General features: G+C 61.2%; 17 protein-coding genes. 10 read left to right on the top strand and 7 right to left on the bottom strand.

What is annotated here, in order from left to right; all coding sequences use genetic code 11:
- The first annotated feature begins 186 nt into the window (after positions 1–186).
- The 4 genes from lnt to FHX10_RS19680 all read left to right on the top strand — a co-directional run bounded on the left by lnt (position 187) and on the right by FHX10_RS19680 (position 4488).
- Positions 187–1791 (top strand): apolipoprotein N-acyltransferase, encoded by a 1605-nt coding sequence (lnt, locus tag FHX10_RS19695; protein ID WP_063474775.1) that lies wholly within the window; start codon positions 187–189, stop codon positions 1789–1791.
- 150 nt (positions 1792–1941) lie between these two features.
- Entirely contained in the window at positions 1942–2361 is a 420-nt protein-coding gene (locus FHX10_RS19690) for a helix-turn-helix domain-containing protein (RefSeq protein WP_028757650.1), read from the top strand.
- A 178-nt stretch (positions 2362–2539) separates the two neighbouring features.
- Positions 2540–3778, top strand: coding sequence for a methionine adenosyltransferase (gene metK, locus FHX10_RS19685; RefSeq protein ID WP_018485328.1), 1239 nt, complete (start codon positions 2540–2542; stop codon positions 3776–3778).
- 8 nt (positions 3779–3786) lie between these two features.
- Positions 3787–4488: a tRNA (guanine(46)-N(7))-methyltransferase TrmB gene (locus tag FHX10_RS19680; protein ID WP_047617202.1), complete on the top strand. Its 702-nt coding sequence runs from the start codon at positions 3787–3789 to the stop codon at positions 4486–4488.
- A 532-nt stretch (positions 4489–5020) separates the two neighbouring features.
- Here the strand turns inward: FHX10_RS19680 and FHX10_RS19675 are convergent.
- Positions 5021–5839 carry an alpha/beta fold hydrolase gene (locus FHX10_RS19675; protein WP_047617206.1) on the bottom strand — a complete coding sequence of 273 codons (819 nt, stop codon included), beginning with the start codon at positions 5837–5839 and terminating at the stop codon, positions 5021–5023.
- 260 nt (positions 5840–6099) lie between these two features.
- Between FHX10_RS19675 and FHX10_RS19670 the strand changes: the two genes are divergently transcribed.
- Positions 6100–7023, top strand: coding sequence for a LysR family transcriptional regulator (locus FHX10_RS19670; RefSeq protein ID WP_063474776.1), 924 nt, complete (start codon positions 6100–6102; stop codon positions 7021–7023).
- A gap of 723 nt (positions 7024–7746) precedes the next feature.
- On the opposite strand, the gene FHX10_RS19665 is transcribed toward FHX10_RS19670, so the two are convergent.
- Both FHX10_RS19665 and FHX10_RS19660 read right to left on the bottom strand, forming a co-directional pair.
- On the bottom strand, positions 7747–8004 hold the full coding sequence (locus tag FHX10_RS19665) for a DUF1150 family protein (RefSeq protein WP_008524631.1): 258 nt from the start codon (positions 8002–8004) through the stop codon (positions 7747–7749).
- 47 nt (positions 8005–8051) lie between these two features.
- The gene (locus tag FHX10_RS19660; protein WP_047617210.1) at positions 8052–8477 is read right to left on the bottom strand and encodes an Hsp20 family protein; all 426 of its coding nucleotides are present in this window, start codon (positions 8475–8477) and stop codon (positions 8052–8054) included.
- A 278-nt stretch (positions 8478–8755) separates the two neighbouring features.
- Between FHX10_RS19660 and FHX10_RS19655 the strand changes: the two genes are divergently transcribed.
- Positions 8756–9700: a nucleoside hydrolase gene (locus FHX10_RS19655; protein ID WP_063474859.1), complete on the top strand. Its 945-nt coding sequence runs from the start codon at positions 8756–8758 to the stop codon at positions 9698–9700.
- A gap of 38 nt (positions 9701–9738) precedes the next feature.
- On the opposite strand, the gene grpE is transcribed toward FHX10_RS19655, so the two are convergent.
- Complete coding sequence (gene grpE, locus FHX10_RS19650) at positions 9739–10371, bottom strand: nucleotide exchange factor GrpE (protein WP_047617212.1); 633 nt, start codon at positions 10369–10371, stop codon at positions 9739–9741.
- Between the two features lie 111 nt (positions 10372–10482).
- Entirely contained in the window at positions 10483–11571 is a 1089-nt protein-coding gene (gene hrcA, locus FHX10_RS19645) for a heat-inducible transcriptional repressor HrcA (RefSeq protein ID WP_047617213.1), read from the bottom strand.
- Positions 11572–11698: 127 nt separating this feature from the next.
- Between hrcA and rph the strand changes: the two genes are divergently transcribed.
- Genes rph through hemW form a run of 4 tightly spaced genes read left to right on the top strand, consistent with a single transcriptional unit; the run spans position 11699 to position 14697 of the window.
- Positions 11699–12418, top strand: coding sequence for a ribonuclease PH (rph, locus tag FHX10_RS19640; RefSeq protein ID WP_011650181.1), 720 nt, complete (start codon positions 11699–11701; stop codon positions 12416–12418).
- Positions 12415–12840, top strand: coding sequence for a VOC family protein (locus FHX10_RS19635; protein WP_063474777.1), 426 nt, complete (start codon positions 12415–12417; stop codon positions 12838–12840). The genes rph and FHX10_RS19635 overlap by 4 nt, the downstream gene beginning before the upstream one ends.
- Positions 12841–13485 (top strand): RdgB/HAM1 family non-canonical purine NTP pyrophosphatase, encoded by a 645-nt coding sequence (gene rdgB / locus FHX10_RS19630; protein ID WP_047617217.1) that lies wholly within the window; start codon positions 12841–12843, stop codon positions 13483–13485. It begins immediately after the preceding gene.
- Positions 13486–13494: 9 nt separating this feature from the next.
- A complete protein-coding gene (gene hemW, locus FHX10_RS19625; RefSeq protein ID WP_047617219.1) occupies positions 13495–14697 on the top strand; it encodes a radical SAM family heme chaperone HemW in 1203 nt (400 codons plus the stop codon).
- 67 nt (positions 14698–14764) lie between these two features.
- On the opposite strand, the gene FHX10_RS19620 is transcribed toward hemW, so the two are convergent.
- Both FHX10_RS19620 and dnaA read right to left on the bottom strand, forming a co-directional pair.
- A complete protein-coding gene (locus FHX10_RS19620) occupies positions 14765–15847 on the bottom strand; it encodes a saccharopine dehydrogenase family protein (protein WP_047617221.1) in 1083 nt (360 codons plus the stop codon).
- A gap of 137 nt (positions 15848–15984) precedes the next feature.
- On the bottom strand, positions 15985–17535 hold the full coding sequence (dnaA, locus tag FHX10_RS19615) for a chromosomal replication initiator protein DnaA (protein ID WP_047617290.1): 1551 nt from the start codon (positions 17533–17535) through the stop codon (positions 15985–15987).
- Positions 17536–17622 lie beyond the last annotated feature (87 nt).

The raw sequence follows: 17622 nt of genomic DNA, 5'->3' as shown, positions 1-17622 counted from the left end.
AAGGTTGGAGCGTCGCATTCCATTTGATTGATGCGATGCCCTTCAGTTGTTGGTTTTTGTGCCTGTCGTTGTCCCGGCACCGCCGCACATCTCCGGGCGACATGCATTAACATCCATTAACAGGACAAAGAGCCGCTTTTTTGAAAGACTGCGAACGGGTTGATTCGCGGTTTGATGGGAGTGCGCATGGAGCGGCTTGCGGACAGGGTTATCCTCGTCTGGGGTTTCAAACGGTCGCTGCTGGCCATCGCCGCCGGAGCATTTGCGGTTCTGGCGCTGCCGCCCATCGGCTTTTTCGCGGCAATGTTCATCTCCTTCGCGCTGCTCGTCTGGCTGATCGACGGGGTGGCGGCTTCGCCTGAAAGCGGCTTGGTCGGCAGGCTGTGGCCGGCATTTGCAACCGGCTGGCTGTTCGGCTTCGGCTATTTCGTCGCGGGCCTGTGGTGGCTCGGCCATGCGCTGCTGGTCGATCAGGAGGAATTCGCCTGGGCGCTGCCCTTAGCCATCCTCGGGCTGCCGGCCTGTCTGGCGATCTTCTACGGGCTGGCGACCGCCCTTGCCCGCATCTTCTGGTCGGATGGCATGGGGCGGATCGCCGCGCTGGCGGCCGGCTTCGGGCTGATGGAATGGCTGCGAAGCGTGATCCTCACCGGCTTTCCCTGGAACGCCATCGGCTACGGCATGATGCCCGTTCCGCTGATGATGCAGTCGGCGCATGTGATCGGGGCGATGGGGGTGACGGCGCTTGCCGTCTTCATCTTTTCCGCCCCGGCGCTTGCCGGGACACGCCAAGATGCACGCGGCGGCATCGCGCTCGCCGTGGCGCTGTTTGCCGCCCATCTCGGTTACGGGGCCTATGCCCTCCATCTCGCGCCGCGGCCGGAAGCCTTGCCCGAGGACAAGCGGCCGGTGGTGCGGCTGGTGCAGCCTGATATCGATCAGGCGGCGAAGATGGACAACGACGCCGACCGCAATGCGATCTTCGAGACGCATCTGAAGCTGTCGGCCGAAGCGCCGAGGAATGGCGGACGCAAGCCCGACATCATCGTCTGGCCGGAAACCTCGATCCCCTTCATCCTGACAGACAATCAGGATGCGCTGACGCGGATCGCCGATACGCTCGACGACAACCAGATCCTGATCGCCGGCGCCGTCCGCGCCGAGGAGATGGGACCGGGCACGCCTGCGCGCTACTATAATTCCATCTACGTGATCGACGGCCGCGGCCAGATCATCGCCGCCTCCGACAAGGTGCATCTGGTGCCCTTCGGCGAATATCTGCCGTTCGAGGACGTGCTCACCGAATTCGGCATCCAGAATGTCGTCGAGATACCGGGAGGATTTTCGGCCGCGGCAAGCCGGCACCTGCTGGCGCTGCCCGGCGGGCTCAATCTCTATCCGCTGATCTGCTACGAGATTATTTTCCCCGATGAAATGACCGGCGACATCAAAGACGCCAATGCGATCCTCAATATCACCAATGATGCCTGGTTCGGCGCGACACCCGGACCCTATCAGCATTTCCAGCAGGCGCGGGTCCGGGCTGTCGAAACCGGCCTGCCGTTGATTCGTGATGCCAATAGCGGCATTTCGGCGCTGGTGAACGCACATGGGGAAATTATCGCCGGTCTCGATCTCGAGCAAACCGGCTTTATCGATGCAACTCTTGATAGGCTCGGCGAAGGGGACGGAACGCCAATCCCCCGGCAAACATACTTCTGGTTGACCGAGTCGCTGCTCATTTTGATTGCGCTAATTTCTCGTAGAGGTTTTATTTCCGGGTTGAATTGACCAAAAACCCCTAAAATTGCATAGTGATGACAATCGGCGTTCTTAGCGTATGTTTGAAGGTGGGTTCTTACCGCCTGCAACGTGGCGTTTTGGGATGGATCAGGGGCATGCCGGTTAGAAACAGTTGAAATTCTTAGCTAGGGCACGACCATGATTGAAAACAAGAAGAAGCCAAATCCCATCGACATCCACGTTGGCAGCCGTATTCGTCTCCGCCGAACGATGCTTGGCATGAGCCAGGAGAAACTGGGCGAAAGTCTCGGCATTACATTCCAGCAGATCCAGAAATACGAGAAGGGAACCAACCGCGTCGGCGCAAGCCGCCTGCAGAACATCTCGAACATTCTCAATGTTCCGGTTTCCTTTTTCTTCGAGGACGCGCCCGGCGAACATACCGGCTCCATGGGCGGCATGGCCGAGGCCTCCAGCTCGAATTACGTCGTCGATTTCCTGTCTTCCTCGGAAGGCCTGCAGCTCAACCGCGCCTTCGTCAAGATTTCCGATCCCAAGGTTCGCCGCAAGGTCGTGGAGCTGGTGAAGGCGCTTGCGGCTGAAGCCGACGCCGACTGAACCACATCAGGCGTGGAATTCGAAAGGCGGTCGAAAGGCCGCCTTTTCTGCGTTTTTGGGGCAAAATTTGTCACTTTGCCGCAGATATAAAGATATATTTATGTCCTTCTGCGCTTGTCATCAAGCCTCGAACTGAGTACCTACTAGCTGGCTTTTATTCTTTGAGGGGAATCCCGAAATGCGCGCGAATTATCTCTTTACCAGCGAATCTGTTGCCGAGGGTCATCCGGACAAAGTCTGTGACCGCATCTCCGACGAGATCGTCGATCTGGTCTACCGCGAAGCGGCCAAGACCGGCGTCAATCCGTGGGGCGTGCGCATTGCCTGCGAAACGCTGGCGACGACCAACCGCGTCGTCATCGCCGGCGAAGTCCGCCTGCCGCCGAGCCTGATGAAGAAGGACAAGGACGGCAAGGACGTCATCAACCCGTCGAAGTTCAAGGCCGCCGCGCGCCGCGCCATCAAGGATATCGGCTACGAGCAGGACGGCTTCCATTGGAAGAAGGCCAAGATCGACGTGCTGCTGCATTCGCAGTCGGCCGACATCGCGCAGGGCGTCGACAGCGCCGCCGACCAGCAGGGCGACGAGGGCGCCGGCGACCAGGGCATCATGTTCGGTTACGCCTGCCGCGAAACGCCGGACCTGATGCCGGCCCCGATCTATTATTCCCACAAGATCCTGCAGCTGCTGGCAGTCGCCCGCAAGAAGGGCGACGGCGAAGTCGCCAAGCTCGGCCCCGACGCCAAGAGCCAGGTGACCGTGCGCTACGTCGACGGCAAGCCGTCGGAAGCAACCTCGATCGTGCTGTCGACCCAGCATCTTGACGAGAGCTGGGATTCGAACAAGGTTCGCGCCGTCGTCGAGCCCTATATCCGCGAAGCGCTGGGCGAGCTGAAGATCGCTGACGATTGCAAGTGGTACATCAATCCGACCGGCAAGTTCGTCATCGGCGGACCGGACGGCGATGCGGGCCTCACCGGCCGCAAGATCATCGTCGACACCTACGGCGGTGCCGCTCCGCATGGCGGCGGCGCATTCTCCGGCAAGGACACGACGAAGGTCGACCGTTCGGCCGCCTATGCCGCCCGTTACCTTGCCAAGAACGTCGTCGCCGCCGGCCTTGCCGACCGCTGCACGATCCAGATCTCCTACGCGATCGGCGTCGCCCAGCCGCTGTCGATCTATGTCGACCTGCACGGCACCGGCAAGGTTACCGAGGATCAGATCGAGGCAGCGATCCGCAAGAACATGGACCTTTCGCCGACCGGTATCCGCCGCCATCTCGACCTCAACAAGCCGATCTACGCCAAGACCTCCGCTTACGGCCATTTCGGCCGCAAGGCCGGCCGCGACGGCTCGTTCTCCTGGGAGCGCACCGACCTCGTGAAGGCGCTCAAGGAAAGCGTAAAGGCCTGAGATAAAGCATGACGGATATGGAACGTCGCGGCCGGGCGACCGAAGCCTTTTTCGGTCGCCGCAAAGGCAAGGCTCTGCGCGAACAGCAGGCCGAGACGCTGAACAGCCTGCTGCCGGCATTCCTGATCGATCTCTCGGCGGCGCCCCCGGCGCCGCTGACGTCCCTCTTCCCGGTTCCGGTCGAGCGCTTGCGGCTGGAAATCGGTTTCGGCGGCGGCGAACATCTGATCCACCGCGCCCTGGAGACGCCGTCGACCGGCTTCATCGGCGTCGAGCCCTTCGTCAATTCCATGCAGAAGCTGCTGTCGCGCATCGGCGAGACCGGCACGTCCAATATCCGCGTTTATAATGACGACGCGACACAGCTGCTCGACTGGCTGCCGGACGCCTCGCTCGATCAGATCGATCTGCTCTATCCCGATCCCTGGCCGAAGCGGAAGCACTGGAAGCGGCGCTTCGTCTCGAAGACCAATCTCGACCGCTTTCATCGCGTGCTGAAGCCCGGCGGCCTGTTCTGCTTCGCCTCCGACATCGACACCTATGTGAACTGGACGCTGCTCAAATGCCGCGACCATGGCGGCTTCGACTGGGTGGCCGAGAATGCAGCGGATTGGCTCACCCCCTATGCGGGCTGGCCGAGCACGCGCTACGAGACCAAGGCCCGGCGCGAGGGCCGCTCTTCGGCCTATCTGACGTTCAGGAAGATCTGAGGCTCAAGGAAAGTCGGCGGACAGACGCAATGTTCGGCGGCGCGAAGGATTGCCCGGGGCTGCTGGAACTTTCTGGTATTCCGTCACGTCACAAGTGGCACCAATGACTGCTGATGGCTCTCAGCTGCCGTTGGCGCTCTCTGCATTCATGACCGCTTTGCGCCTCATTTCAGCCGTTCAGACACTATGGTCAGTGTTCCAAAAGCTGCCATCGAGCTGAGCGCCTATAATGAGCACTTCGGAAGCCGGTGGTACTTCCGACATTAAATCGACGGACATCCCCCCGCTCTTAATTCCCAGATGTCGAAGCCGAGACGCCGAGCCATTTCGGCCGGTGGAGTAATCGGCCACCGCAACGAAAAATTTAAGCGCGACAAGTTGCATCTTTCACTACGCGCCAAGCAAATTGCCACTGTCGGAAGCACCCTCCGGGGACGCTCCACGTACCAGCACCAACAGGTGTCACCCGGCACTGCCGGGTGACAGATCGTCCGGCCGACGTTGGATGAAGGCCGCGGTCCGGTCGATGTCGTCAAGACCTGATGAACGAGAGCAGGTCGGGGTTGAGGACATCTGCATGTGTGGTCAGCATGCCATGGGGGTAGCCCGGGTAGGTCTTCAGCGACCCGTTCTTGAGCAGGTCGACCGCACGCGGCACGGAACTTGCGAAGGGGACGACTTGATCGGCCTCGCCATGCATCACCAGCACCGGCACGGTGATCTTCTTGAGGTCTTCGGTATAATCTTCCAGCCAAGAGTCGACAGTCGCGTAGTGAGCCAGGGCACCACCGGCCATGCCCTGGCGCCACCAGTTCGCAATGATCGCCTCCGAAGGCTCGGCCCCGTCGAGGTTGTAACCGTAGAACGGGTTCTCAGGGACGAACCGGAAGAACTGCGACCGGTTGCCCAGCACGCCCGCTCGGATCGCATCGAACCACTCCGGCGGCTGACCGGACGGGTTTTCCTCGCTCCGGTACATGTTCGGCGTCAGGGAAGCGACCAGTACCGCCTTCGAGACGCGCTCCGGGTGGCGAGCGACATAGCGAGCCACCTCACCGCCACCTGTGGAGTGGCCGATGTGGATCGCGTCGCGCAGGTTGAGGTGCTCGGTCAGGGCCGCGAGGTCGGCAACCCAGTGGTCCATGTCGTTGCCGGTGCCGGGCTGGTCGGATCGGCCGTGGCCGCGCCGGTCGTGGGCGATCACCCGGTAGCCCTGGCGAAGGAAGAAGGTCATCTGGGCGTCCCAATCGTCCGCCGACAGCGGCCAGCCGTGGCTGAAAACGATCGGCTGGCCTGAGCCCCAGTCCTTGTAGAAGATGTTTACGCCGTCCGTGGTAGTGATTGTAGGCATCGAGTCTCTCCCTCTGCGCTGTTAAACATTCCTTTGAAGGTCAAAATAATCAATTAGAGCCATTCATCCACGCGCCACTGCAATAATCAACGCAATATTGCCACGCATGCCTCATCTTTCTTTTCGAAGCGCAGGCGAAATACTCCGGTGAGGCGCGTTCGATTGTATCCCGAAATTGCGACGTTAATTAAATCCCCCTTCTATCGAAGACAAATACCTTGTACGTTCGAGCTATGCCTTAAAGGTATAGCGAGGATCCGATGGAGCTGAGGCATTTGCGCTATTTTGTTGCTGTTGCGGAGGAGGGAAGCTTACTGACCGCAGCAGAGCGGCGGCTTCACACGTCCCAGCCCTCACTCAGCAGGCAAATTCGCGATCTGGAAACCGAAGTCGGTGTAAAGCTGCTGGAACGGCAGTCGCGCGGCGTGACGCTCACCGCCGCCGGTAAAGTGTTTCTTGATCACGCGCGGCTGGCGTTATTGCAAGTCGAGGCGGCTGCGGAAGGGGCCCGGCGGGCAGAACGGCCAGAAAAGCAGTCGTTCACTATCGGTTTTCTCGCAGGGCAAGAGGTCGTGTGGCTACCCCATGCATTGCGCATTATTCGTGAGGAAGCGCCGGAGGTTGAAATCATATTGTCCAGTCAGTCTTCCCCGGACCTTGCTCTGGCACTGATGCGAGGCAAGCTGGACGTCGCGTTCCTTCGCCCCGAGACGCAGAGTGTTGGTGTGTCCTTCAAGTTTTTAGCCAAGGAGCCACTGATCGCCGTACTGCCGGCGGACCATCGCTTGACGTCGCGCAAAAAGATCCGGCCGCAGGACCTTGCCCGCGAAACTTACGTCAGTTCGGCTAGAATTTCTCCCGTATTGCAATCCGTGATCCAAGATTACGCGTCGAACGTTGGGATCACCCTCAAGGCAGAGTACGAAGGCGAAGGCCTGCCGTCAGCAATGTCGCTCGTCGTGTCTACAGGTGGAATAACGCTTATTCCGCTTTATGCGCAAAATATGCTGACGCCAAATGTCGTTGCTAGAGCACTTGAGGGTGTGCCTCCGACAATTGATCTCACCTTAGGATACAACGATTCAAATTCCTCACCTTTGCTCCGCCGATTTTTGTCTCGCTCTGATGAATTAGTCGCCAACGTCCAAAATCAGAGCATCATCCGCTATGCTGAAATTCCATAGCAGAGATCAAGCTCATGCGATTTCTGCTTGTTGGCGTGCTCCCGAATCTTGTTCAGCATTCTCGAATTTCGGGTATCGACCCATCTCGACTTTTCCGATCAAGGAGCGCGAGGCAAAAGTGGACGGCAGGCTTCACCACTATCAGAGGTCGACGCTATTCAAGGGCTGTGACACCGATTCCTCGCAACCAAGCGGCAACGTCCACACCAGCTCTCCTGTGGCTGAATTCGGTTCCTCAGTCGCAATACTAACTCAGATGTCGGGGAAATGCTCTCTAGACCCAAATCCGTCGAAGCTGAAGATCTTACTCGAACAGTTGGTGTTTGGTCGCATAGTTACCGCTTGCTCACCGCTTTTGGCCGCAAAGCGGAAGAAACGCTCATAGTGATCAAGCGTCCGCATCGGTCAGGGATGGCGCTGATCTTTCCTCGCTGGATGTCTGTTATCGCGTGTGAGCGCCAAAAAGCTGCCAGTCGGCTTACGGCCCCAATGCGGTCACTAATCCAACCCGACGCCAATCTCTCCTACTGGCGCACAGTTGCCATAACCCTGTCAGTCTGGTGGGATTTGATACCGAATCCTGGAGCTTCCAACATCATCGCACGGAAAACGTCGAAAGCAGGCTACGCGCATATATCGTGACATCAGCCCCGACCGCAGCAAAATCGGATAAGCGACCGCGCACTGCAAGAGCGGTGAAACGCGACGGACACCATCTGACGGTCAGTGCAGGCTGACCGTCTTCAGTTCGTCCTCGGCAGCCTTGAAAAAGGTGCTGGAGCGGTTGTCCGTCAAGAGGATCGGCGTGCCGTCGGCGCCGAAGAGTGCCCAGAGATCGACGTTCGGATCGATATCCGGCGCCTCGGGAAAGCACTTGGCGACCTCTTCGGTGCGCATTTTTCTGATGTAGGCGACCTCGCCGTTGCCGATGTGGGCAAGCTCGGATTTGGTCAAGTGAGACGTGGCTTCTTTCATCAACATTCCTGTTCCTCCGGAAGAAGGGACCAACGGTTCGACAAACCGTTGTGCTACTGTGAAACCGAAATGTTAATTTTCTTGACCATGCGCGCGGGTTCCGGACGAATTAGATCGACGGAGAGCAGACCGTTCTTCAGGCCGGCGCCGAGCACCTGCATGCCGTCGGCAAGAACGAAGGTGCGCTGGAACTGGCGGGCGGCGATGCCGCGGTAGAGATAGTCCCGTTCGCCCTGTTCCACTTGGCGGCCGCGGATCAGAAGCTGGTTCTCCTCAATGGAGACATCGAGTTCCTCCTCGCTGAAACCGGCGACGGCAAGGGTGATGCGCAGACGTTCCGGGGCGCCGTTGTCGGCGGCGATGCGCTCGATATTGTAGGGCGGATATCCGTCGCTCGCCTTGGAAATGCGCTCCAGCGTCTTTTCCATGGCATCGAAGCCCAGAAGCAGCGGGCTGGCGAAAGGGGTAATGCGGCTCATCTCTTTTCAAGTCCTTGATGCAAGCGACCATCCCGGACCTTAAACGCAGCGTCCGGATGCCGCTAATATGGGGAGAGCAGTCCAGTGCTGCAAGGCACGGTGCGACGTGCCGGCGCCACCTCACAATTTTAAAGCGGTGCCGCCGGCTGCTTGCTTGACAAAGCGGCGGCTGCCTCGCATCAAAACATGCCCGCACGGACTGTGCTGATTTGTGACGGGAAATGAACAAATCGGTGCATGCCGAGGCAAAGCGCACCCGCGAGGATGGAACGATCGGAATGGCAAGCGCAAGAAAGATCATCATCGACACGGATCCCGGCCAGGACGATGCGGCCGCCATCATGCTGGCCTTCGGCAGTCCCGAGGAGCTGGAGGTGCTGGGGATCACGACGGTCGCCGGCAACGTGCCGCTTTCCTTCACCAGCCGCAATGCGCGCATCGTCTGCGAGCTCTGCGGCCGGCGGGAGACAAAGGTTTTCGCCGGCGCCGACGCGCCGATCGCCCGCAATCTGGTGACGGCCGAACATGTGCACGGCAAGACCGGCCTCGACGGGCCCGACCTCAGCGAGCCGACGATGGCGCTGCAGCCCGACCATTCGGTCGATTTCATCATCGAGACGCTGCGCCGCGAGCCGACAGGCACGGTGACGCTCTGCACGCTCGGGCCGCTCACCAATATCGGCCTGGCCTTCCAGAAGGCGCCCGACATCGTTCCCCGCATCCGCGAACTGGTGATGATGGGCGGCGGCTTCTTCGAGGGCGGCAACATCACGCCGGCCGCCGAATTCAACATCTATGTCGATCCCGAGGCCGCCGATATCGTCTTTCGCTCAGGCGTGCCGATCGTGATGATGCCGCTTGACGTCACTCACCAATTGCTGACCCGCAAGGACCGGGTGAAGCGCATGGCCGAAATCGGCACGGCGCCTGTTAAGGCCATGGTCGAGATGCTGGAATTCTTCGAGCGGTTCGATATCGAGAAATACGGCTCCGACGGCGGGCCGCTGCACGACCCGACCGTGATCGCCTATCTGCTGAAGCCGGAGCTCTTCAGGGGTCGGGACTGCAATGTCGAGATCGAGGTCCGGTCCGAACTCACCGTCGGCATGACCGTCGTCGACTGGTGGCATGTGACCGAGCGCAAGCGCAATGCCAAGGTCATGCGCCATGTCGATGCGGACGGCTTCTTCGATCTGCTGATCGAACGTTTCGCCCGCATCTGAAGCTTTGGTTTCCCTTCCTGAGCGGAAGGGAAACGTCCTTAAGCGTCCTTCTCGTCGAAGACGGAATTGGTTTCGGCTTCGGCCGGCTTGGGGCCGCCCTTGGCGACGCCGACCATGGCCGGGCGCAGCACGCGTTCGCCGATGGTGAAGCCTGCCTGCACGACCTGGACGACCGTATTGTTCGGCACGTCGGGGTTGGGCACCTCGAACATCGCCTGATGGAAATTCGGATCGAACTTCTGGCCGACCGGCTCCAGCTTGCGAACGCCGTGGCGCTCAAGAGCCGACAGCATGGCGCGCTCGGTCATCTCGACACCTTCGATCAGGGTGCTGAGGCCGGCATCGGCCGCGGCCTTGGTCTCCGGAGAGATGGCATCAAGCGCGCGGCGCAGATTGTCCGAGACGGCGAGCATGTCGCGCGCAAAACCCGCGACGGAATAGGACTTGGCGTCCTTCACTTCGCGCTCGGTGCGCCGGCGCAGATTGTCCATCTCGGCGGCAAGGCGCAGATAGCGGTCGCGCAGCTCACCGTTTTCGGCTTTCAGAAGCTCGAGCGGGTCCGGCTGGGCAGCCTCTTCCTGCGCAATATCGTTCTCGACGTAGGCGGCAGCGTCGGCTGCGGCATCGGCCGCAGTTGCGTCAGGTCCGTTTTTCGTCGTGTCATCGGTCATGACGGTCTCCGGTTGGTGTCTTCAGATGCGCCCGATATCGAGGTTTGACCGAAAAAAATCAAGTCTGCGTGACAAAGAAGCGAAAATTCCGCACGTTCGCCAGTTGCGGCGTCAAAGCTGATTGCGCGAAAGGCGGGAGACGAGCTGGGCGGTGTAATCCACCATCGGCACGATGCGGGAATAATTGAGCCGCGTCGGGCCGATGACGCCGACGGCACCGACGATGCGATCGTCATCGTCACGATAGGGCGCGACGATCAGCGACGAGCCGGACAGCGAGAAGAGCTTGTTTTCCGAACCGATGAAGATGCGCACGCCGGAACCGGTTTCGGCGAGATTGAGAATCTCGATCAGGCTGTCCTTCTTCTCGAGATCGTCGAACAGCAAGCGCAGCCGGTCGAGATCCTCGGCGCCGGCCAGCCCCTCGAGCAAGTTGGCGCGGCCGCGGATGATCAGTTGCGCGGGCTTGCCCTCGTCCGGGCTGCCGGCCCAGACAGCGATGCCGCGCTCGACGAGATCGCGCGACAGGGCATCGAGCTCGTGGCGGACGTCATCCTTCAGCCGGCTCAACTGCTTGCGGAGTTCCGGCAGCGTCTGGCCGGACATATGGGCATTGAGAAAATTCGCCGCCTCGGTCAGTTGCGAGGAGGTGACGCCCGCCGGCAGCTCGATGATGCGGTTTTCCACCTGATCGTGATCGCCGACGAGCACGGCCAGCGCCTTGGTCGGTTCGAGCCGGATGAACTCGACATGTTTCAGCACCGGATCGCTTTTCGAGGTGATGACGAGGCCGGCGCCGCGCGAAATGCCGGACAGCATGCGGCTTGCCTCGTTCATCATCGATTCCACCGGATTGCCGCCGCTTTCGGCCCGCACCTGCCGGTCGATGTTGGCGCGCTCCTCGGCAGAGAGGTCGCCGACCTGCATGAAGGCATCGACGAAGAAACGCAGGCCGATCTGGGTCGGCAGCCGTCCGGCGCTGACGTGCGGCGAATAGATCAGGCCGAGTTCTTCGAGATCGCTCATGACGTTGCGCACCGAGGCCGGCGACAGCGACATCGGCAGAAGACGGGACAGGTTGCGCGAACCGAGCGGCTCGCCACTTTCCAGATAGCCTTCGACGATGCGCCGAAAAATTTCCCTGGAGCGCTCGTCCAGTGCGGCAACAGCATCCGAAACCGACGTCGACCTGATGCCCATGAAGCTTAAGAACCCGCGCTGATGATACTTCCCGAAAAGTAAGTCAAACTCGCACCCGTGGCAAAAGGGAATTTGCAAATAGGCGCCGCCAATCGTAGAAGCGGTCAACAAACCCCAGGAGATAAGAATGCGGCCTTCAGGCAGAAAAATCGACCAGATGCGCAAGGTCTCGTTCGAGCGCAATTTTTCCAAGCATGCGGAAGGCTCCTGCCTGGTCAAGTTCGGCGATACGCATGTGCTCTGCACGGCCAGCCTTGAAGAAAAGACGCCGCCCTGGCTGCGCAATACCGGCAAGGGCTGGGTCACCGCCGAATACGGCATGCTGCCGCGGGCGACCGGCGAACGGATGAAGCGCGAGGCCGCCGCCGGCAAGCAGGGCGGCCGCACCCAGGAAATTCAGCGGCTGATCGGCCGGTCGTTGCGCGCCGTCGTCGACCTGCAGGCGCTCGGCGAACGGCAGATCACGCTCGACTGCGACGTCATCCAGGCCGATGGCGGCACGCGGACCGCCTCGATCACCGGCGGCTGGATTGCGCTTTACGATTGCCTGAAATGGATGGAAAGCCGCAACATGATCAAGGTTGACCGGGTCCTGAAGGATCATGTCGCCGCCATCTCCTGCGGTATCTTCGCCAGCCAGCCGGTGATCGATCTCGATTACCTCGAGGATTCCTCGGCCGAGACCGATGCGAACTTCGTCATGACCGGCACCGGCGGGATCGTCGAGATCCAGGGCACGGCCGAGGGCACGCCGTTCAGCGAGGGCGAATTCACCTCGCTGATGCAGCTTGCCAGAAACGGCATCGGCGAACTGGTGGCGCTGCAGAAGCAAGCCGTCGAAGGATGAACCCCATGCTGGAAGGCATGTTGGAAACGGCGCTCTATGCGCGGGATCTCGATCAGGCCGAGGCGTTTTACGAAGACGTCCTCGGACTGGAGAAGATCGCCCGCGCCGCCAACCGGCATGTCTTCTTCCGCTGCGGGCCCGGCGTTCTGTTAATCTTCAACCCCGAGGAAACGGTGAAGCCGCCGGCGCCTGATGCCCTGCAGGTGCCGCCGCACGGCACCACCGGCCAGGGCCATGCCTGTTTCCGGGTATCCGGCCGCAATATCGACGCCATGGCCGAGAAGCTGACGGCGGCTGATGTGGCGATCGAATCCGAGGTGCGCTGGCCGAACGGCGGCCGCTCGATCTATTTCCGCGATCCGGCCGGCAACAGCCTGGAATGCGCAGAGGCTAAAATCTGGGGCATCGAACAGGATATCTGAATGCGCAAGCTTGAAACGAAGACCATCGTCGTCGCCAGCCACAATGCCGGCAAGATCCGCGAGATCCAGGAATTGATCGGGCCGCTCGGCTTCACCGCCAAATCGGCGGCGGAGCTGAATTTCGTCGAGCCTGACGAGACCGGCACGAGTTTCGAGGAGAATGCGACGATCAAGGCGGTGGCCTCGGCCAATGCCGCCGGCATGCCGGCGCTTTCGGACGATTCCGGACTGGTGGTCGACGCGCTCGGCGGCGATCCCGGCGTCTACACCGCCAACTGGGCGGAGAGGGCCGACGGCACGCGCGATTTCGACATGGCGATGGCCAAGGTGGAAAAGGCGCTGCAGGATGCCGGCGCGACGAAGCCGGAACAGCGCACCGCACGTTTCATCAGCGTGCTCTGCCTCGCCTGGCCGGACGGGCACACGGAGCTGTTCCGTGGCGAGGTGGAAGGCAGCGTCGTCTGGCCGCCGCGCGGCACCCAGGGCTTCGGCTACGATCCGGTCTTCCAGCCTAAGGGTTACGACATCACCTTCGGCGAAATGAGCGGCGAGGAAAAACACGGCTGGAACGTCGGCAAGCCGCAAGCGCTGTCGCACCGGGCCCGCGCCTTCAAACTCTTCGTCGAAACCTGCCTGGAGGCATAAGGTCGGTACGTGGGCACATCAGACACGCCAAGCAGCTCGCGCGATGCAGCACTTTTGCCCGATACCGGTGAGCCCGGCTTCGGCGTCTACGTGCATTGGCCCTTCTGTGCGGCGAAGTGTCCCTATTGCGATTTCAACAGCCATGTGCGCCACCAGCCGGTGGATCAGGAGCGCTTCACCGCTGCCTTCTTGAAGGAGATGGCAACGGTGCGGGCGATGAGCGGGCCGAAGACGGTCACCAGCATCTTCCTCGGCGGCGGCACGCCCTCGCTGATGAAGCCGGAAACGGTCTCGGCCATTCTCGACGGCATTGCCCGGCACTGGCACGTGCCTGCCGGCATCGAAATCACCATGGAGGCCAACCCTTCGAGCGTCGAGGCCGACCGCTTCCGCGGCTATCGGGCCGCCGGCGTCAATCGTGTCTCGCTCGGCGTGCAAGCGCTGAATGATCGGGACCTGAAATTCCTCGGCCGTCTGCATGATGTCGCCGACGCGCTGAAAGCAATCCGGCTGGCGCGCGACATTTTTCCCCGCATGTCCTTCGATCTGATCTATGCCCGGCCGCAGCAGACGGTCGAGGAATGGGAGAAAGAGCTGAAGGAGGCTATCTCCTATGCGGTCGACCATCTCTCCCTCTATCAGCTGACCATCGAGGAAGGCACGCCCTTCTACGGCCTGCACAAGGCGGGCAAGCTGGTCGTGCCGGACGGCGAGCAATCGGCATTGCTCTACGAGGCGACGCAGGAGATCACCGCGCGCGAGGGCATGCCGGCCTATGAGGTTTCCAATCACGCCCGGCCGGGTGCCGAAAGCCGGCATAACCTGACCTACTGGCGTTACGGCGATTATGCCGGCATCGGCCCCGGCGCCCATGGCCGGCTGACACGCGGCCCGGAGAAGATCGCCACGGCGACCGAGCGCAAGCCGGAAGCCTGGCTCGACATGGTCGAGCGCGACGGCCACGGCATTCTCGACGAGGAGCGGCTCGGCTTCGAGGAACAGTCCGACGAGCTCTTGCTGATGGGGCTGCGGCTCCGGGAAGGTGTCGATCTTGCCCGCTGGCAGCAGCTTTCGGGCCGCGACCTCGACCCGAAACGCGAGGAATTCCTGCTGGAACACAAATTCATCGAGCGGATCGGCAATTCACGCCTGCGCTGCACGCCGTCCGGCATGCTGATCCTCGACTCCGTCGTCGCCGATCTCGCCTGCTGACATCAATACGACGTGCGAATTTACAACGCGGCGGCATCGATATCGCCGCCGCGCTGGAGCGCATTTATCAGCCGTGGCTGGTCGCGCCTGATTTGAACAGGCTGCCGGTCGGCGTCTTCAAGAACATCTCCAGCGGAATATGCTCCTGGTGCAGGAAGCCGGTCGCCGGCAGCAGGCCGTCGCGGACCATTTCGATGACGGCCACGACCGAGGCCGAGGTCGTCCAGGCAATTGCGGTGCGGCGGGCGCCGGCAATCTCGATCGGGTAATAGGCGCGCACGAATTCCTTGCGGCGCAGGCTGCCATTCTCCGTCCCTTCGGCGGCGACATGGACATAGACGACATCGTCTTCAACCGGCGGCTTGGCGTTGGTCAGGATCTCGCCGGCGAGCTTGCGCTTGTCGCGCATCAGCAGTTCGTGGAAGAAGAAGTTCATCAGCTCCATATGGCCGGGATAACGCATCGTCTTGTAATCGAGATTGTCGATCTTGCCGAGCATGGTGTCGCACATGGTGCCAAGACCGCCCGAGGTGGTGAAGGCTTCGAGCTTGACGCCGCCGACATAGACGGTCTCGTGCCATTCCATCGGCGAGACCAGCTTGCGGACACCGCCCTCGATCACCTCGCAGTCGTTCAGATATTCGTTGACGACGCCCTCGGGCGACCAGTTGAAGGCGTAGCCGAGCAGCCCGGTCGGGTGCTGCGGCAGGGCGCCGACGCGCATGCGGATCGAACGGCAGCGATCGAAGCCGTCGGCCAGGCTTGCGCCGACGATACCGACGAAACCCGGCGCCAGGCCGCATTGCGGCGCCATCAGGCCGCGGGCGGTCTTCGACAGTTCGATGATGAAATTGGTTGTGGGAACATCTTCGGTCAGATCGAAATAATGAATGCCGGCAAGATGGGCGGCGCGCGCCAACTCGATGTTCAAATGATAAGGCAGGCAGGAGAGCACCGCCTCGACACTGGAGAGCAGTTCGCCGATCACCGCGGGATCTGAAATATCGCCGGTGCGGCACTTGAAGGGGACGTCGCTCAGCGGCAGCTGCGCATCGACGCCGATCACCTCGAAGCCGCCTTCATGCAACAGCGTCGCCGCCAGCCGTCCGACCTTGCCCAGGCCGAGAACGGCGATCTTTTCGAAACTCATTCATTCCTCCCACGCGCTCATTTCAGCGCTTCAGTCTTTGACATGCACTGGATGCGCCGGAGGTATAGAATAAAAAACTTATAAAGGAAAACGGCCGGAATCGCTTCCGGCCGTCGAATTCAGAAGAGAATCGTCGATTATTCGTTGATCAGCCGCTTCAGAAGCTCGACTTCGTGCGAAAGCTTGGTGTCTCCCGAAATCAGTTCCTCGATCTTGCGCACGGCATGCAGCACGGTCGTGTGATCACGACCGCCGAAACGGCGGCCGATCTCCGGGAAGGAGCGCGGCGTCAGCGTCTTCGACAGATACATGGCGATCTGGCGCGGCTTGACGATGACGCGGGTGCGGCGGTTCGAGACCAGTTCCTGGCGCGAGACGTTGTAGTGCCTGGCGACGATGCGCTGGATATCCTCGATGCGCACCCGGCGGGGCTCGCCGGAGCCGACCAGATGGGCGAGCAGTTCGTCCACGCGCTCAATCGACAGGTTCGGCTCGAAGGAGCGGCGGAAGACCAGCTGGTTGAAGGCGCCTTCGAGTTCGCGGCCGCTGGCCGTGACGTTGCGGGCGACATGCTGGAGCAGTTCGGCCGGAATTTCGAGTGATGGATCTTCGAGCCGGGCTGCAGCAAGGCGACGCCTGAGGATTTCGAGACGCATCTCGTAATCCGGCGCGTCGAATTCGATCGCGACACCGCCCTGCAGGCGCGAACGGACGCGGGGATCGAGCGACTCCAGCTCCCAGGGCGCACGGTCAGCAGCAACGACGACCTGCTTGGCGCTGTCGAGCAGCATGTTGAGGAGATGGCAGAATTCATGCTGGATCATCTTGCCCTGCAGGAACTGCATGTCGTCGATGATCAGGAGATCGATGTTGCGCAGCGAATCCTTCAGCGTCAGCGCATCATTGTCGCGGATTGCGGTGGCGAAGCGCCACATGAAATATTCGGCCGTCAGATAGACGACGCGCAGCGCTCTCGGGTTCTGCACCGCCGCATTGGCGACCGCCTGCAGCAGATGGGTCTTGCCGAGGCCGACCGTCGAATGGATGAAGAGCGGATTGAAGCGCACGGCGCCGGAACCGGCTTCCGCGATCGTCTTGGCAGCCGCAAGCGCGACCCGGTTCGAGCTGCCTTCCACGAAGGTATCGAAGGTGAAGCGGCTATCGAGCGGCGAGCCAAAGAGCGGCGAACCGAAGCTTGCGGGCCTTGCCGCAGCAACAGCCGACACCGCCTGCTGGACGGCCTGACCGGCCGGCTGGGCGCTCGTCGGGCGGCGCATCTGGGGGGCAACGACCGGCTCGGGCTGAACCGCCTCGTCGAGCGCCTTGGTGCCGCTGCGCGTTGCCGTGCGCACCAGGACTTCGATCTTGAGAATTTCCGGGTCCTCGGCCTGGAACAGACCGGTGATGAGATCGAGATAACGATTGTTGATCCACGACTTCAGGAAGGTCGTGGGAACCGAGAGACGAACGACGCTCTTCGATACCGAATGCAGCTTCAGCCTGGCGAACCAGCTGGCATAGACGTCAGGACCGACCTGGGCCTTCAAGCGCGCGCTGACGCGCTCAAACAAGATGCTGTGCTTCATGTCCGCCTTTGCTTCCCCCACTTCCAGGCGAATGGTGCCGAACGTCTGCGGTGCCGCATCCCCATTGTCGAGCCCGCCCGTCGTCATCGTATTCATGTGCATAATGCCGCCTTTCAATTCCACCGGGCGGCTTCCGCTAAAATAGCCGCCCGATCATTCCCCGCTTTGGCGGGCTGACGGCATCCTCAT

Origin of the sequence: Rhizobium sp. BK591, assembly GCF_014195045.1 — a bacterium.
GTDB classification, from domain to species: domain Bacteria; phylum Pseudomonadota; class Alphaproteobacteria; order Rhizobiales; family Rhizobiaceae; genus Rhizobium; species Rhizobium anhuiense.
The sequence above is the reverse complement of the archived record's forward strand: the minus strand, read 5'-3'. Positions and strand labels throughout refer to the sequence as shown.

Bases quoted from the DNA above. Each gene is read 5' to 3' on its own strand.
- lnt (WP_063474775.1), top strand. From the start codon at position 187: ATGGAGCGGCTTGCGGACAGGGTTATCCTCGTCTGGGGTTTCAAACGG.
- FHX10_RS19690 (WP_028757650.1), top strand. From the start codon at position 1,942: ATGATTGAAAACAAGAAGAAGCCAAATCCCATCGACATCCACGTTGGC.
- metK (WP_018485328.1), top strand. From the start codon at position 2,540: ATGCGCGCGAATTATCTCTTTACCAGCGAATCTGTTGCCGAGGGTCAT.
- FHX10_RS19680 (WP_047617202.1), top strand. From the start codon at position 3,787: ATGACGGATATGGAACGTCGCGGCCGGGCGACCGAAGCCTTTTTCGGT.
- FHX10_RS19675 (WP_047617206.1), bottom strand. From the start codon at position 5,839: ATGCCTACAATCACTACCACGGACGGCGTAAACATCTTCTACAAGGAC.
- FHX10_RS19670 (WP_063474776.1), top strand. From the start codon at position 6,100: ATGGAGCTGAGGCATTTGCGCTATTTTGTTGCTGTTGCGGAGGAGGGA.
- FHX10_RS19665 (WP_008524631.1), bottom strand. From the start codon at position 8,004: ATGTTGATGAAAGAAGCCACGTCTCACTTGACCAAATCCGAGCTTGCC.
- FHX10_RS19660 (WP_047617210.1), bottom strand. From the start codon at position 8,477: ATGAGCCGCATTACCCCTTTCGCCAGCCCGCTGCTTCTGGGCTTCGAT.
- FHX10_RS19655 (WP_063474859.1), top strand. From the start codon at position 8,756: ATGGCAAGCGCAAGAAAGATCATCATCGACACGGATCCCGGCCAGGAC.
- grpE (WP_047617212.1), bottom strand. From the start codon at position 10,371: ATGACCGATGACACGACGAAAAACGGACCTGACGCAACTGCGGCCGAT.
- hrcA (WP_047617213.1), bottom strand. From the start codon at position 11,571: ATGGGCATCAGGTCGACGTCGGTTTCGGATGCTGTTGCCGCACTGGAC.
- rph (WP_011650181.1), top strand. From the start codon at position 11,699: ATGCGGCCTTCAGGCAGAAAAATCGACCAGATGCGCAAGGTCTCGTTC.
- FHX10_RS19635 (WP_063474777.1), top strand. From the start codon at position 12,415: ATGAACCCCATGCTGGAAGGCATGTTGGAAACGGCGCTCTATGCGCGG.
- rdgB (WP_047617217.1), top strand. From the start codon at position 12,841: ATGCGCAAGCTTGAAACGAAGACCATCGTCGTCGCCAGCCACAATGCC.
- FHX10_RS19620 (WP_047617221.1), bottom strand. From the start codon at position 15,847: ATGAGTTTCGAAAAGATCGCCGTTCTCGGCCTGGGCAAGGTCGGACGG.
- dnaA (WP_047617290.1), bottom strand. From the start codon at position 17,535: ATGCACATGAATACGATGACGACGGGCGGGCTCGACAATGGGGATGCG.